We start from the raw sequence: 12,928 nt of genomic DNA on the forward strand, positions 1-12,928 counted from the left end.
AGCCGAGCCCGACAGCCCCGCCGCGGCTGAGGCGGCGGCCGAACCGGACAGCCCCGCCGCGGCTGAGGCGGCGGCCGAACCGGACAGCCCCGCCGCGGCTGAGGCGGCGGCCGAACCGGACAGCGCCGCAGCGGCCCGGTCCAGGGCAGCGGTCGCATGCGGCGGTCCCGAAGCGCGGTCGTTGGCAGGCTCCGCAAACGGCGCCGAGCCAGTCAGCGCCGTCGCGGTCCGGTCCAGAGCGGCGATCGCATGGCTCTCCGCCGAGATGCGGTCGTTGCCAGGCATCGCAGCCGAGGTGACGGCCGAGCCGGACAGCACCGCAGCGGTATGCACAGCGGCCGAGCCGGTCGGCGCCCCCGCCGGGTGGGCAGCCGACGAGCCGGACAGCACCGCAGCGGCATGCACAGCGGCCGAGTCGGTCGGCATCGGCGCGGCGCGGTGCGGGGCGGCCATCGCATGACGCGCTGCTGCGGCGCGGTCGTTGCCAGGACCCGAAGTAGCCGGGCGGGGCAGGCGGGAGCGGGCGGCCAGCCACGTCGTAGCGGACAGCGTGACGGTGACGGGACGGCCGGTGCAGCCGGGCAGCATCCCCCACGGGACGGTCACCAGGGCGCCGGTTGGCACGACCACGAGGGCGCGGTCGGCGATGCGGTCGAGGACGGGGGTGAGCAGGATGCCGGCCAGGGTGGCGGCGTCGCCGGCGGTGGCGGTCGCCAGGGCGGCGGCCATCCTCGGGGGCAGGGAGCGGCCCGCGGCGGCGTCGAGGTCGGCGCGCAGGCGCAGCAGTGATTCAGCGGCCGCGGCGTAGGAGCCGAGCGGGACGACGCTCGCATGACCGTCCACAATGGTCAGTGCTAGCAGGCGTGGGCCGTCGCGGAGGTACGTGACCATCGCGGTGGTGCCCAGGGCGGCGCGGACGGCGGTGAACGACGCGGGCCGGGTCGCCGTGCCGGGGCCGGAGACGGTCCAGGACTGCTCGCGGATCGTGCGCAGCAGGGCCGTCTCCCGGTGCCGCAGGTCGGACAGTGTGCGGCCGGGACGGTCCCGGGTGGCGGGGCGGACACTGCCGTCCAGCTCCGCCTGGCGGAGGATGGCGCGGACCTGGCGCAGCTCCTCCAGGGCGGCGGCCGCGGCCGGGTCGGTGGGTGGGCGGACCGGCGGCAGGAGCATCGCCTGGGCGCGGGCGAGCTCGGACCAACGGTAGATGTCGCGTGGCGTGCCGTCGCGGACCGCCGCCGCCAGGCCCGCGGCGGCCAGGTCGCGGCCGTGTGCGGAGGCGCCCGTCTGCAGGTCGAGGCAGCCGAACCGGGCGCGGTGCCGCTGCAGCTCCCGGAGTCCGGCTTCCCGGTGCCGGGCGGCGGCGGTCGCGTCGAGCAGCTCGCTGCGGGTGAGGTGCCACAGCAGCCGCGTGTCGAGGCGGCTGGATCGTGGCGGCGGCGGTGGGAGGGTCCCTGATGACCTGGCCGCGACGAGGCGGGCGACGGTCGCGTCCTCCCGCAGGCCCAGGTCGTCCAATGTGGACGCGAGCGCCGCCGCGCGGTCGGCGAGGGCGGGGCGGCCCGCGGCCTGCTCGGCGCGCAGGACCAGCAGCAGCGACAGCGCGGCCCAGCGGTGGTTGTCGCGGCGCAGGAAGGCGGCCCTCGCAACGGTCGCCAGGTCGCGGGCGGCGGCCGCGTCGCCGCGCAGGAGAGCGGCCTCGGCGCGGGCGAGCTGCGCCTCCGCGTAGTCCTGGCCGGTCCGCCGCCGCCGGAACTGCGCGACGGCCCAGACCAGCTCCTGCTCGGCGTCGCGGAAGAGCCCGGCCGCCGTGAGCGCCCGTGCCCTGTCCAGTGCGAGGATCGGCAGCATGCCGGGTTTGCTCAGCTGGTACCGCGGAGCCACCTCCCGGTAGACGGCGAGCGCGGCGGGGATGTTGCCGTTGAGGTGGTCGAGGTAGCCGAGGCTGTGCCTGGCCATCGGGATGATGCGGTCGAAGCCGGCCCGCTCGGCGACGCGGACGGCGCGCTGGAAGTCGTTGCGGGCCGCCCGCATCCGGGCCAGTCCCATGTGGACGTTGCCGCGGTTGTACAGGGCGCGGGCGAGCGCCTCCGGTTCGCCGCCGGACCGCAGGGCGGCGACGGCCGCATCGAACTGCCGCAGCGCCTCCTCGTCGCGGCCGAGGCGGCTGAGGACGACGCCGCGCTGGCCGTACACGGCGCCCCGGCCGTCCGGTGGCAGCAGCGCCTCCGCCTCGTCGAGCAGGCGCAGGCCGGCGTCGACGCGGCCCTGGTCGACCTCCGCGTAGCCGAGCGTCGCCAGCAGCCGCGCCCGGACGGTCGCGGCGCCGGCCTGGTCAGCCGCGGGGAGCCGGTCGAGCAGGCGCAGGCCCTCCCGGAGCAGTTTGGAACCCTGGACGGGACGCATGTCGGCGGTGACCCGCTGTCCCCGGTCGTGCAGCGCCGCGGCCCGCTCGACGACGACGGCCGGCCCCCCACGGCCACGCGCCGCCGACAAACCAGCCGGACGCACAGCCGGCACAGCAGCCAACGAGGCAGCCGGCACAGCAGGCGGCAAGACAGGCGGCACAGCAGGCGGCAAGACAGGCGGCGCAGCAGCCGGCGAGGCAGGCGGCAAGACAGGCGACACAGCAGGCGCCGAGGCAGGCGGAACAGCAGGCGGCACAGCAGCCAGCGAAGCAGCGGCGGGCCGCGGCGCGTCGGCCGTGCTCACAGAGCCAGCGCGGGGGTCACGACGGTCGGGCCGGACGGCGGTTGGACGACCAGCTGCGCCAGGCCGCGCGGGACGTTGTCGAAGACGAACCGGCCGTCGGCCCCCGCGTGAACGGCGCTGTCGGGGCGGGCGGCGACCCGCAGCTCGACCCGCAGCGGGCCGGGCGGGGCCAGCCAGCCGTCGAGGCGGACCCGGCCGTCGGCCCGCTCGACAACGGAGATCATCACGGTGAGGCTGGCGGAGTCGAACGTTATGGTGCGGCTGTGCTCGCTGGCCCGGGCGCCGGATCCGGTCAGGACCTCGCGCTCCAGCCAGGCCATCTCCGTGTCGACGGCGTCGACCTCGAGGGCGAACATGACCCGGTCGTCGAGCCCGGCCGGCGGCGGGTCGGTGCGGTCGAGGGCGCCGGCGAGCAGGCGCAGGAGAGTCAGTTCGTCCATGTCGGGTCCCAGGCGGCGTCGGCGAGGAGGAGGTCGCGCAGCTTGTTCAGGCAGCGGCCGCGGGTCGGGCCGATCGAGCCGCGCGGCATCAGCAGCGCCTCGCCGACCTCGGTGTAGTCGGGGCGGTGGACGGTGGCGACGATGCGCAGCAGCCGCCGGCAGCGCTCCGGCAGCTCCGCGAAGTGCCGCAGCAGGACCCGGTCCCGCTGGTCCGTGAGCACCTGGTCGACCGGCCCGGGTGCCGGGTCCTCCAGCTCGACGAGCGCGTCGGGGTCGCCGGCGGGCCTGCCGTGCAGGCGCTGGCGGGCCCGCCACGCGCCGTGCCGGGTCGTCGAGACGAGCCAGCCGGTCAGCGACTGCGGTGAGCGGATGCCGTCCAGGTGCCGCAGCAACGCCAGCCACGTCGCCTGCACCACGTCCTCGGCCTCGTCGGGCGGCAGGCCGGCGGCCCTCGCCACGTGCCACAGCGTCGGGTTCAGCTCGACGACGACCTCCCTGAGGGCCTCCCGGTCGCCGCCGCGGGCGCGTTCCAGGCAGCCGGCGAGTCGCGTGTACCGGTCGGCCTGCGCCTCCTCCACGTGGGTGTTCATAAGGCGGCCAGCTCGCCGGCGTGCAGCGCGCAGGCGAAGGATGTGCCGCTCCACCGGGCCCAGCCGCGGAACGCGTCGGGGTCGACGCCGACGCCCGCCGAGCCGCGGACCGGCGGCTGCTCGTCGCCGTCCCACACGGGCATCAGGCTGATCAGCGCCGATCCCGGCCGGCGGACCTGCACCCAGTCGCCGTGGTTGCTGTAGTACGCGTCGCTGCCGTCCGGGTTGAGCGCGCCGACGGTGACCACCGGGACGTCCGGCGTGCCGGCGACCGAGAGCGCCGTGAACGCGCCCGGGAAGGTCGGCACCGGCGAGCCGTCGTTGCCCGCGGGCACCACGACCTGCACGCCCGCCCCGCCGAGCGCGCCGAGCACCGCCCGCAGCCAGCCGAGCACGAGCGCGTCGTCGGGCAGGTTGGCGGTGACGGTGATGGGGCAGCACACGACGTCGACGAACGTGGGGTCGGCGGTCCGCTGCTCGTGCAGCCAGCCGAACGCGTTGATGAGCTGGTCGATGTGGGTCGTGCCGTCGTCGTCGACCACGGGGACGGACAGGATCCGCGCGTCCGGGGCGACCTGGCGGATCAGCCCGGCGGAGAACGTGCCGTGCCCGAAGCACTTCGGCATGCTGCGGAAGGACGCGGTCTCCGGCGGCCGGAGCCGGGCCGGGCCGCGCCGCCATCCGTACTGGCCGGCGTCGGCCCAGACACCGTCCGGGTCCGGGTCCGGGTCGCCGAGCCACGGTGCCGGCCGGCCGGGCGCGTGCGGGTCCAGCGCCGTGTCCAGCAGTGCGACCACGGGACGCCGGCCGCCCGGCAGCGCCGACAGCGGGCGGCGGGCCGGCGGCGGCAGGGACGCGGTGACCGGGATCCGGCCCAGCGGCCCGCCGACGAGCGCGGCCAGCTCGGGCAGCGGCCCCGTCTGCCGGACCGCGCCGGGCTTCGGCCCCGGGTTGTCGAACCCGAACGACCCCACGGCCAGGACCGGACCGGGCCACGGCGATGGCCCGGTCCGGAGCTTCAGCAGCGCCAGTACGTCACTGACGGACAGCACGGGCTCGTCCGGCAGCGACAGCTCGGGCCGCCGGACCACCAGCGCCGTCACGACGGGGCGCGTGGCCGGTCCGTCCTCCGGCTCCACCCGCCACCCGGAGCCGAGGTCGGCGAGGCGCGCGTTGCACCAGGCGACCGTCTCGGCGACGTCCGCGCCGGACGCGACGAGCAGCGGCGGGTCGCTGTGGTGCGGCTCGGGCAGCCCCGCCAGCCGGTACCAGTGCCCGGCGCCTTCAAGGTTGAACGGCATCGCGACCTCCGTGACTCGTCCTTCCGACGACAAGAGACCGCGGGGTGCCGCTCAGATACATGCGACCCTCATCCGGGCTACAACCGGAACTGGCCGACCAGCCGGCGCAGGTCCTGGGACATCTGGGCCAGGCCGGCGGCGGCGCTCTGGGCCTCGGCGACGCCGCGGGTGGTGGTGGCCGCGGCGGTGGCGACGCCGGAGATGCTGCCCGCGATCCTGTCCGCGCCGGTGGCCGCCTCCGCGACCGAGCGGCTCATCTCCGCGGTCGTCGCCGACTGCTCCTCGACGGCGGAGGCGATCGTCGCCTGGTACTGGTTGATCTCCTCGACGACGTCGCCCATCCTGCGGATCGCGTCGGCCGCGGCGGCCGTGTCGGCCTGGATGGCGGTGACGCGCTGGTGGATGTCCCCGGTCGCCTTCGCGGTCTCCTGCGCGAGCTCCTTGACCTCGTTGGCGACGACGGCGAAGCCCTTGCCCGACTCGCCGGCCCGGGCGGCCTCGATGGTCGCGTTGAGCGCGAGCAGGTTCGTCTGCTCGGCGATCGACGTGATCAGCTTCAGCACCGAGCCGATCTCGTCGGACGAGGCGGCGAGCTGGTCGACCTTGTCGTTCGCGGCGGCGGCCTCGCGGACGGCGCCGCTGGCGACCCCGGCGGCGTTCGCGGCGTTGCGGGCGATCTCCTGGATCGAGACGCCCATCTCCTCCGCGCCGGCGGCGATCGCGTTGACGTGCCGCGACACCTCGCCCGAGGCGTCCGAGGCGCCGTGCATCTCCCGGCTGGACGTCTCGGCCGCGCCCGAGATGCCGTCGCTGACCTGCGACAGGCTCTGCGACGCCGCGGCGAGGGTGTCGGAGCTGGTGCTGACCTCCCGGATCGACCGGCTGATGCTGTCCAGCGCGGCGTCCAGGTGCGCGGCCATCTGCCCGATCTCGTCCCGGCCCTTGATCTGGGCCCGGTGGGTGAGGTCGCCCTTGGCGAGCGCCTCGAGCACCGCTCTGACCCGGCGGACCGGCCCGCCGATGGCCCGGATCACCGGCACCGACAGCAGCAGCAGGAACACCACCCCGATCAGGATCACGCCGACCGTCGCCCACCGGGCCGTGGTCTGCGCCGCGACCATCGTGTCGCGCTCCTCCTTCACGTGCGCGTCGATGCTGTCCTGCAGGGCGCCGAGCTTGTCGTCGACCGCGTGGTTGCGCTCGGCGATCTCCGGTTCCCGCGCCTGCACCGAGGACTGGTCCTTCTGGGCGTCCCGGACGAACGTGTTGATGAAGTCGTTGAACTGGATGGCGTCGGCCTTGATGTCGTCGACGGCCGCCCGTACCTCGGCCGGCAACGACAACGTGTCCAGCTCGGCGAGGGTGTCGGTGACCGTGGCCATGTCGCCGGGCAGGTCCGCGATGATCGGTGCGATGTCCTTCTCCGCGAGCGCCCGGTACGCGTCGACCTTGAGCTCCGCCTCGCGCGTGTCCAGGTGGTGCATGAGCCCGCTGGCCTCCTGCAGGTCCCGGACGATCTCGGCCTGCTCGGCGAGCGTCACCTGCGCGACGATCCCGACGCCGCCGGTCGTCGCCGAGATGACGACGCCGGCGGCGCACAGCACCCCGATCTTCTGCACGATGCCGAGGTCGGCGAACATGCCCATCTGGTCCCCCATTACACCGTCGCCACGGGCGCACCACCCGATCCACCCGATACATCGGCGTTGCGAGCCGGTTGCTGAGTAAGATTCGCCCGGTCGCGCGACGGCCGCGGATCGGGGGCGATGGTGGACGACGAGATCGTGGCGGCCTGGCGGCGGGTGTTGCCGGCGGCGCTGGAGCTGCTGCCCGGACCGGCGGACGGCGCGGCGGTCGAGGCGGCGTCACAGAAGCGCTGCCGGAGGACTTCAAGGCGATCCTGCTCGTCCACAATGGAACGACCTGGGGAATGCCCAGTCCGGTGCCACTGCGCCAGCTGTGCCGCACGGACGACCTCGCCGGGCAGACCCGCGCGGGAGCCGTACGCGTGACGGGGAGCGGCGAGACCTTCTGCGTCGACGCGTCGGGCCAGGTGCACGGGGTGTTCCCGCCGGGCGCGCACGTGTTCCCCGTCGGCGCGGCCGAGGTCGTGGCGCTCGACGCCGCCGTGCGGGAGGCGCTGGCGCAGCGATGGGCCGTCACCGGCGGGTCGGTCGAGCCGGGCCCGTCCCGGGTCGAGGTCCTGAACCGCTTCGTCCGCGAGCGGCTGCCGGGCCTCATGGCGGCGCTGACGGAGCAAGGGTCCGTCGTGGCCGCGACGCTCGCGCGGGCGGTGGCACGGGTCGAGGCGTTGGAGCAGCTCGGGGCGCCCGAAGGGGTCGTCGCGGCGGCGCGCGCGTTCGCGCTGGAGGTCGCCGCCGAAGGCTGGCGCCCGGTCGTCGACCTGGACCTGCTGGTGCCCGACCCGGCCGAGGCGGCCGCCGCCATGGACGACGACGCGACCCTGGCGGTCGCCGACCTGTCGCCGATCGTCCTGCTGGCGGCGCTGTGCGCGGTCGGCCCCGCCCAGTCGGTACCGGCGCAGGATCCGGCGCTGCGATGGCACCGGCTCGGCGGCGAGGCCCCCGACATCCCCCACGAAAGGGCCGTGGGACTGGCGGTGTACGACGAGCGCGTCGAGCGGCTCGACTACGCGCTGACCCCCGACGGCGGGGCGCTGCTGGCGGTCACGTTGCCGACAGAGTGAGCGCGGACGCGGGCCCGGGCCGGTGAGATGATCACGTGACAGTCTTCGCCATCGCCCAGATCTCCGTCCACGACCGGCCGCGGTACGAGCGGTACGTCGCCCGGTTCATGCCCGTCCTCAAGCAGTACGGCGGCCGGCTCCTCGCCGCCGACGAGCGGGCGACCGTCGTCGAGGGCGCGTGGCCGCACGACAAGCTGATCCTGATGGCGTTCGAGGACCGGGCCGCGTTCGAGCGGTGGGCGGGCTCGCCGGAGTACCAGGAGATCTCCAAGGACCGGGTCGCCGCCACCGAGGGCGTGGTGCTCCTGGTCGACGGCGTGCCGGGCGCCTGAGCGCGGTACGCGCGAATCTGAGGAAGTCTCATTCGCGGCGGGTGTCTCGTCCCTAACGTAGAAGCGTGGCTCTGCGTAATCTGAGTGTGAACGTCAGGATCGTCGCGGCTGTACTGGTCGCGGTGCTGGTGGCGCTGGTCAACGGGGTGCTGGCGGTGTCGGCCCTCGGCGGCGCGAGCGACGCCGCGCAGCAGATCTACCGGGCGAACGTGGCGCATACGAGCGCGGTCGGCAAGATCCGGCTGGCGGCGGCGCAGACCCGGGTCGACCTGGCCAACCATGCGATCTCGTACGGGGACCCGACCAACCAGAAACAGTACGAGCAGGACTTCACCGACGACGTCGACAAGTTCGCCGCGGCGCTGACGGCGTACCGGGCCAGCAGGCCGGCGGGCGACGCGGCGACCATCGACGAGCTGAAGACGAACTGGGACAAGTTCGTCCAGATCGGCCAGACGGTCCAGCTGCCGAACGGCGTGAAGGGCGACATGGCGGCGTGGCTTGACGTGCGCAACACGCAGGTGGCGCCGGTGTTCGCGATCATCAACAAGGACCTGGACACGCTGGAGCGCGCGGAGGCGGGCGCGGCGGCGGCCTCCGCGAAGGCGGCCCGCGACTCCTACGAGTCGAACCGGACGATGGCGATCGTGCTGCTCAGCATCGGGATGGTCGGCGCGCTCGCGCTCGGGTTGTTCGTGGCGCGCGGGATCGTACGGTCGCTGCAGCGGGTGCAGGCGGTCTGTGAAGGGCTCGCCGAAGGGGACCTGACCCGCACGACGGGGCTGACGTCGCGGGACGAGCCGGGGCTGATGGGCCGGGCGCTGGACACCGCGACGGCACGACTGCGGCAGACGGTGTCGACGATCGACGGGTCCGCGGGCCGGCTCGCCGGGGCTTCGGAGCGGATGTCGGGCGTGGCGACGAGGATCGCCTCGTCGGCGGCGCAGACCTCGGCGCAGGCGCAGACGGTCGCCGCGGCCGCGGAGGAGGTGTCGCGCAGCGTCGACACCGTGTCGGCGGGCAGCGAGGAGATGGGCGCGTCGATCCGCGAGATCGCGCAGAACGCCAGCGAGGCCGCCCGCGTCGCCAACGAGGCCGTGCAGATCACCGAGCAGACGTCCGCGACGATGAGCCGGCTCGGCGACTCGTCCGCGGAGATCGGCAACGTCATCAAGGTCATCACGTCGATCGCCGAGCAGACGAACCTCCTGGCCCTCAACGCGACGATCGAGGCGGCCCGCGCGGGCGAGGCCGGCAAGGGCTTCGCGGTCGTCGCCTCGGAGGTCAAGGACCTGGCGCAGGAGACGGCCCGGGCCACGGAGGACATCTCGCGGCGCGTGCAGGCGATCCAGGACGACACCAGCGGGGCGGTCGCCGCGATCGAGCAGGTGTCGGCGGTCATCGCGCGGATCAGCGACTTCCAGACCACGATCGCGTCCGCCGTGGAGGAGCAGACCGCGACCACGTCGGAGATGAGCCGCAGCGTGACGGAGGCGGCCGCCGGCACCGGCGAGATCGCCCGGAACATCACGGGTGTCGCCGAGGCGGCCCGGCTGACCAGCACCGGCGTGACCGAGTCGGAGCAGGCGACCGTCGACCTGGCCCGCATGTCCGGCGAGCTGACGGACCTGGTCCACACGTTCCGCTATTGACGCCGGTCACCGGCCCGGGACGGGCGCGCGCTCGACCTCCCGGGCCATGGCGCGCAGCGCCCGGCGGAACCCGATCCTGCCGACCGCCGTCACGATGAACGGGAACCGCCTGGTCAGGGCGTGCGGCACCACCGTCACGTCCTCGTGCCAGACGACCAGGCTGCGGCCGCCGGGCAGCGGGATCACGTCGAAGGCCGCCGTGCCGTGGATCACCCGGCCGGACTTGTCGACGTCGCACCGGCCGGGCTCGTCGCCGGGCTCGTCACCGGCCGGCGGGCGCCACACCGCCACGGTCATCGGGTCGTCGAACCCGACCCGGCCGATGCCGGAGCGCGCGACGAACGTGGCGCCGATCCCGTCGGGGCGCGGCGTCACGACCCGCACCGACGTCAGCGGTGCCCAGTCGCCGTGCCTGGGCCAGTCGACGAGCGCCGCCCACACCCGCCCGGCGGGAGCGGCGACGTCGAGGGTGACGCTGAAGCGTGCCATGTCCCCATTGTCCGTCGCCGGATGCACCCACCGGCGTTCGCGGTGGCTACCGTCCGGCAATCCGCGCCGCCCACACTCGGACGCATGGTGGTGATCAGCAGCTGGAGCGTGCAGGACCCCCCGCAGTCCCGGGCCGAGGTGACGCGGGAGCTGGTCGCGGTGTGGTTCGTGCACGCGCGCCGCTCGCTCCGCCTGATCCTCAAGGGCTGCTGACGCTCCCCTTCGCCGCCGAGGGCGTCCCGGTGCCGCCGGGGTGGGTGTTGTACCGGTCGGCGCGGTCCTGCCCGGACAGGGCGCCGATCGCGGCCATGATCTCGTCGGTGGCGGCGCGGCGGGCGCGGGGGTCGCCGGGCAGCCCCGTGCACCGCAGCGGCTGGCCGAAGCGCACGGTGCCGGCTCGCCACCGACCTCGGCATGAGCAAGTCCGGCGTCCTCGGCCACTTCGGCGACAAGGGGTCCCTGCAGCTCGCCGTCGTCGAGTTGGCCGCCGACGAGTTCTGGCGCGACGTGTGGGAGCCCGTGGCCGCGACCCCGGCCGGGCTGCCGCGGCTACGCGCCGTCGCGGGGTCCTGGCTGCGCTACGTGACCGGCGACCGGCCGCCGGGCGGCTGCTTCTTCATGGCGGCCGGCCCGGAGTTCGACGACCGGCCGGGCCCGGTCCGCGACGCCATCGCCGGCGCCGCCGACCGCTGGCACCGCGAGCTGCTGCACCAGGCACGCCAGGCGGACGGCGAGGTGGCGCGGGATCCCGAGCAGGTGGTCTTCGAGCTGACCGGCATCATGCTGGCGCTGCACGCCGCGCACCGCCTGCGCCGCGACCCGTCCGCCCCGGCCCGCGCGGCGCGTGCGGTGGCGCGGCTGCTGGACCTGTAGGACTAGGCCAGCACGAGCAGGTCGAGCGCGTCGACGACCGGGCCGGGCTCGGTCTCCGCGAACCGCCGCAGGCGGGCCAGGCCCGCCGCGTAGGCCTCGTCGCTGATCAGCTTCAGCGGGGTGTGCGCGTCGCGGCGCAGGGCCTGTGCCGCCTCCCGCCACGACGGCGCGGTGGTCTGCGGGACCCGTTCGAGGGCGACGGTGCGGAAGCCGTCCCGGAACGCCGCCTCGACGTCCGCCACGCTCGGGTACGTGTCCAGCACCTCGGCGGCCTCCGGGAAGCACCGCACCAACGCGAGCCCGTCGTGCCGGCCGGCGAAGACGGAACGGATCAGCAGCGGCGCGCCCGGGCGCAGGACCCGCCGCAGCTCCCGCGCCGCGGCCGCCAGGTCGGGCACGTGATGGATCACCGTCGACAGCCAGACCGCGTCGACGGTCCCGTCCCCGACCGGCAGCTGGGCGGCGTGCCCGTCGACCACCGGCTGGTGCAGCGACCGGGCCCGCATCGCCGCCGACGGGTCCACCGCCAGCACCTCGACACCGGGGAACCACTGCGTGAACGCCCGCGCCCAGCTGCCGGTGCCGGATCCGAGGTCCAGCAGCCGCTGCCCGGGCCGCGGCGAGACGTGCCGCCCGACCGCCTCCCGCCACGCGTCCAGGCTCGCCTCGCTCAGGTGCCGGTTCGCCTCGAACGCCGCCGCTTCCCTGTCGTCGTACGCGATCCGCCCCATCCGCCGAGCCAACCGCCCACCGGCCCGGGATTCAAGGGAACGTGCATCGATTCACAGCACTGCGGCGATGCCGCGGTCGCGGTTGCTGTTAGCGTGCCTGGCATGCTGCCCCGGTTCCTGGTGTTCGACCTCTTCCACACGCTGGTCGACGGCGCCGACGGCGAGCGCGACCGGGTCGTCGGCGAGATGGCCGAGATGGTTGGGGTCGACCCGTCGGCGCTGCGGCAGGCGTACCGCGACACCTGGGACGAGCGGCTCACCCGCTGGAGCGTCGAGGAGACGATCCACATCCTGGCGGGCCGGCTCGGCGTCACCCCCGCCGAGGACGCCGTCGCCCGTGCCGCCGCGCACCGCCGGGCCCTCGCGCGGCGGGTCCTGGACGCCGCCGGCCCGGCGACCCTCGAGGCCCTGGACGCGCTGCGGGCCGGCGGCGCGCGCCTGGCGCTGGTGAGCAACGCCACCTCGGAGGCCGCCGAGGCGTGGCCGGCGTGCGTGCTCGCGCCCCGCTTCGACGTCGCCGTCTTCTCCAGCGTCCTCGGCGTCGGCAAGCCCGACCCGCGCATCTACCTGGCCGCCGCCACCGCGCTCGGCGCCGATCCGGCCGACTGCGTGTACGTCGGCGACGGCGCGGACGGTGAGCTGGCCGGCGCCGCCGCGGTCGGCATGCGCGTGGTGCGCACCGTCGAGCACAAGGACACCGACCCCACCTGGCCCGGCCCGGTCATCAGGACCCTCCGCGACCTGGCGGACTGCCCCGTGTAGCGGGGCCGGCGCCCTACTCGAGGCCGGCGAGGTGGTGCTCGACGCTGGCGACCTTCTTGTCGAGGGCGCCGGTCACGCCCTCGCGCCAGTCGACCTTGATGACGGTGGAGGTGCGGGGGGACTTGGCGTGGACCGCCTCGACCGCGGCCTTGACGACGGCCATCACCTCGTCCCAGGTCTCGCCCTCGACGGCGGTGAACATGGCGTCGGTCCGGTTGGGCAGGCCCGATGCCCGCACGACCCGGACGGCCTCCGCGACGAGGGCACCGACCTCCTCACCCGAGCCGAGCGGGGTGACACTGAACGCGACGAGCACCGACATGCGGCCACCCTACCCAGCCG

16 protein-coding genes are annotated in these 12,928 nt (G+C 74.9%); 6 read left to right on the plus strand and 10 right to left on the minus strand.

Going from position 1 to position 12,928, the window contains the following annotated elements; translation table 11 throughout:
- The 6 genes from AB0I21_RS13675 to AB0I21_RS13700 form a co-directional block, all read right to left on the minus strand.
- Positions 1 to 2,517 (minus strand): tetratricopeptide repeat protein (locus AB0I21_RS13675; protein ID WP_360561017.1); only part of this gene is annotated, 2,517 nt, incomplete at its 3' end.
- 188 nt (positions 2,518 to 2,705) lie between these two features.
- Positions 2,706 to 3,149 (minus strand): hypothetical protein, encoded by a 444-nt coding sequence (locus AB0I21_RS13680; protein WP_360561018.1) that lies wholly within the window; start codon positions 3,147 to 3,149, stop codon positions 2,706 to 2,708.
- Positions 3,137 to 3,739 carry a sigma-70 family RNA polymerase sigma factor gene (locus AB0I21_RS13685; protein WP_344499449.1) on the minus strand — a complete coding sequence of 201 codons (603 nt, stop codon included), beginning with the start codon at positions 3,737 to 3,739 and terminating at the stop codon, positions 3,137 to 3,139. The genes AB0I21_RS13680 and AB0I21_RS13685 overlap by 13 nt, the downstream gene beginning before the upstream one ends.
- Positions 3,736 to 5,040: a S8 family serine peptidase gene (locus AB0I21_RS13690; protein WP_360561020.1), complete on the minus strand. Its 1,305-nt coding sequence runs from the start codon at positions 5,038 to 5,040 to the stop codon at positions 3,736 to 3,738. Before AB0I21_RS13690 ends, AB0I21_RS13685 begins: the two co-directional genes overlap by 4 nt.
- Before the next feature lie 77 nt (positions 5,041 to 5,117).
- Positions 5,118 to 6,686 (minus strand): methyl-accepting chemotaxis protein, encoded by a 1,569-nt coding sequence (locus tag AB0I21_RS13695; protein ID WP_360561022.1) that lies wholly within the window; start codon positions 6,684 to 6,686, stop codon positions 5,118 to 5,120.
- Between the two features lie 11 nt (positions 6,687 to 6,697).
- A complete protein-coding gene (locus AB0I21_RS13700) occupies positions 6,698 to 6,952 on the minus strand; it encodes a hypothetical protein (protein ID WP_360561023.1) in 255 nt (84 codons plus the stop codon).
- An 18-nt stretch (positions 6,953 to 6,970) separates the two neighbouring features.
- Here AB0I21_RS13700 and AB0I21_RS13705 point away from each other — a divergent pair, with 18 nt between their 5' ends.
- The 3 genes from AB0I21_RS13705 (at position 6,971) to AB0I21_RS13715 (ending at position 9,731) form a co-directional block, all read left to right on the plus strand.
- Positions 6,971 to 7,747, plus strand: a complete 777-nt coding sequence (locus AB0I21_RS13705) for a hypothetical protein (protein ID WP_360561025.1) — start codon at positions 6,971 to 6,973, stop codon at positions 7,745 to 7,747.
- A gap of 35 nt (positions 7,748 to 7,782) precedes the next feature.
- Positions 7,783 to 8,079 (plus strand): DUF1330 domain-containing protein, encoded by a 297-nt coding sequence (locus AB0I21_RS13710; RefSeq protein ID WP_360561026.1) that lies wholly within the window; start codon positions 7,783 to 7,785, stop codon positions 8,077 to 8,079.
- Positions 8,080 to 8,144: 65 nt separating this feature from the next.
- Positions 8,145 to 9,731 carry a methyl-accepting chemotaxis protein gene (locus AB0I21_RS13715; protein WP_360561028.1) on the plus strand — a complete coding sequence of 529 codons (1,587 nt, stop codon included), beginning with the start codon at positions 8,145 to 8,147 and terminating at the stop codon, positions 9,729 to 9,731.
- 6 nt (positions 9,732 to 9,737) lie between these two features.
- Here the strand turns inward: AB0I21_RS13715 and AB0I21_RS13720 are convergent, their stop codons facing one another.
- Positions 9,738 to 10,220: an SRPBCC family protein gene (locus AB0I21_RS13720; protein WP_360561030.1), complete on the minus strand. Its 483-nt coding sequence runs from the start codon at positions 10,218 to 10,220 to the stop codon at positions 9,738 to 9,740.
- Positions 10,221 to 10,304: 84 nt separating this feature from the next.
- On the opposite strand from AB0I21_RS13720, the gene AB0I21_RS13725 reads away from it, so the two are divergent.
- Entirely contained in the window at positions 10,305 to 10,433 is a 129-nt protein-coding gene (locus AB0I21_RS13725) for a hypothetical protein (protein ID WP_360561031.1), read from the plus strand.
- Here AB0I21_RS13725 and AB0I21_RS13730 read toward each other — a convergent pair.
- Positions 10,420 to 10,608, minus strand: a complete 189-nt coding sequence (locus AB0I21_RS13730; protein ID WP_360561032.1) for a hypothetical protein — start codon at positions 10,606 to 10,608, stop codon at positions 10,420 to 10,422. The genes AB0I21_RS13725 and AB0I21_RS13730 overlap by 14 nt on opposite strands.
- A gap of 26 nt (positions 10,609 to 10,634) precedes the next feature.
- Here AB0I21_RS13730 and AB0I21_RS13735 point away from each other — a divergent pair, with 26 nt between their 5' ends.
- Positions 10,635 to 11,093, plus strand: coding sequence for a TetR/AcrR family transcriptional regulator (locus tag AB0I21_RS13735; protein ID WP_360561033.1), 459 nt, complete (start codon positions 10,635 to 10,637; stop codon positions 11,091 to 11,093).
- 2 nt (positions 11,094 to 11,095) lie between these two features.
- Here the strand turns inward: AB0I21_RS13735 and AB0I21_RS13740 are convergent, their stop codons facing one another.
- The gene (locus AB0I21_RS13740; RefSeq protein WP_360561034.1) at positions 11,096 to 11,824 is read right to left on the minus strand and encodes a class I SAM-dependent methyltransferase; all 729 of its coding nucleotides are present in this window, start codon (positions 11,822 to 11,824) and stop codon (positions 11,096 to 11,098) included.
- Positions 11,825 to 11,926: 102 nt separating this feature from the next.
- Between AB0I21_RS13740 and AB0I21_RS13745 the strand changes: the two genes are divergently transcribed.
- The gene (locus AB0I21_RS13745) at positions 11,927 to 12,586 is read left to right on the plus strand and encodes an HAD family hydrolase (RefSeq protein WP_360561035.1); all 660 of its coding nucleotides are present in this window, start codon (positions 11,927 to 11,929) and stop codon (positions 12,584 to 12,586) included.
- A gap of 13 nt (positions 12,587 to 12,599) precedes the next feature.
- Here the strand turns inward: AB0I21_RS13745 and AB0I21_RS13750 are convergent, their stop codons facing one another.
- A complete protein-coding gene (locus AB0I21_RS13750) occupies positions 12,600 to 12,908 on the minus strand; it encodes an MTH1187 family thiamine-binding protein (protein ID WP_344499424.1) in 309 nt (102 codons plus the stop codon).
- Between the last annotated feature and the right edge of the window lie 20 nt (positions 12,909 to 12,928).

Origin of the sequence: Dactylosporangium sp. NPDC050588 (assembly GCF_040654975.1) — a bacterium.
GTDB classification, from domain to species: domain Bacteria; phylum Actinomycetota; class Actinomycetes; order Mycobacteriales; family Micromonosporaceae; genus Dactylosporangium; species Dactylosporangium maewongense.

Excerpts from the sequence above, each read along its gene's own strand:
- AB0I21_RS13680 (WP_360561018.1), bottom strand. The coding sequence starts at position 3,149 with ATGGACGAACTGACTCTCCTGCGCCTGCTCGCCGGCGCCCTCGACCGC.
- AB0I21_RS13685 (WP_344499449.1), bottom strand. The coding sequence starts at position 3,739 with ATGAACACCCACGTGGAGGAGGCGCAGGCCGACCGGTACACGCGACTC.
- AB0I21_RS13690 (WP_360561020.1), bottom strand. The coding sequence starts at position 5,040 with ATGCCGTTCAACCTTGAAGGCGCCGGGCACTGGTACCGGCTGGCGGGG.
- AB0I21_RS13695 (WP_360561022.1), bottom strand. The coding sequence starts at position 6,686 with ATGGGCATGTTCGCCGACCTCGGCATCGTGCAGAAGATCGGGGTGCTG.
- AB0I21_RS13705 (WP_360561025.1), top strand. The coding sequence starts at position 6,971 with ATGCCCAGTCCGGTGCCACTGCGCCAGCTGTGCCGCACGGACGACCTC.
- AB0I21_RS13720 (WP_360561030.1), bottom strand. The coding sequence starts at position 10,220 with ATGGCACGCTTCAGCGTCACCCTCGACGTCGCCGCTCCCGCCGGGCGG.
- AB0I21_RS13725 (WP_360561031.1), top strand. The coding sequence starts at position 10,305 with ATGGTGGTGATCAGCAGCTGGAGCGTGCAGGACCCCCCGCAGTCCCGG.
- AB0I21_RS13735 (WP_360561033.1), top strand. The coding sequence starts at position 10,635 with ATGAGCAAGTCCGGCGTCCTCGGCCACTTCGGCGACAAGGGGTCCCTG.
- AB0I21_RS13740 (WP_360561034.1), bottom strand. The coding sequence starts at position 11,824 with ATGGGGCGGATCGCGTACGACGACAGGGAAGCGGCGGCGTTCGAGGCG.
- AB0I21_RS13745 (WP_360561035.1), top strand. The coding sequence starts at position 11,927 with ATGCTGCCCCGGTTCCTGGTGTTCGACCTCTTCCACACGCTGGTCGAC.
- AB0I21_RS13750 (WP_344499424.1), bottom strand. The coding sequence starts at position 12,908 with ATGTCGGTGCTCGTCGCGTTCAGTGTCACCCCGCTCGGCTCGGGTGAG.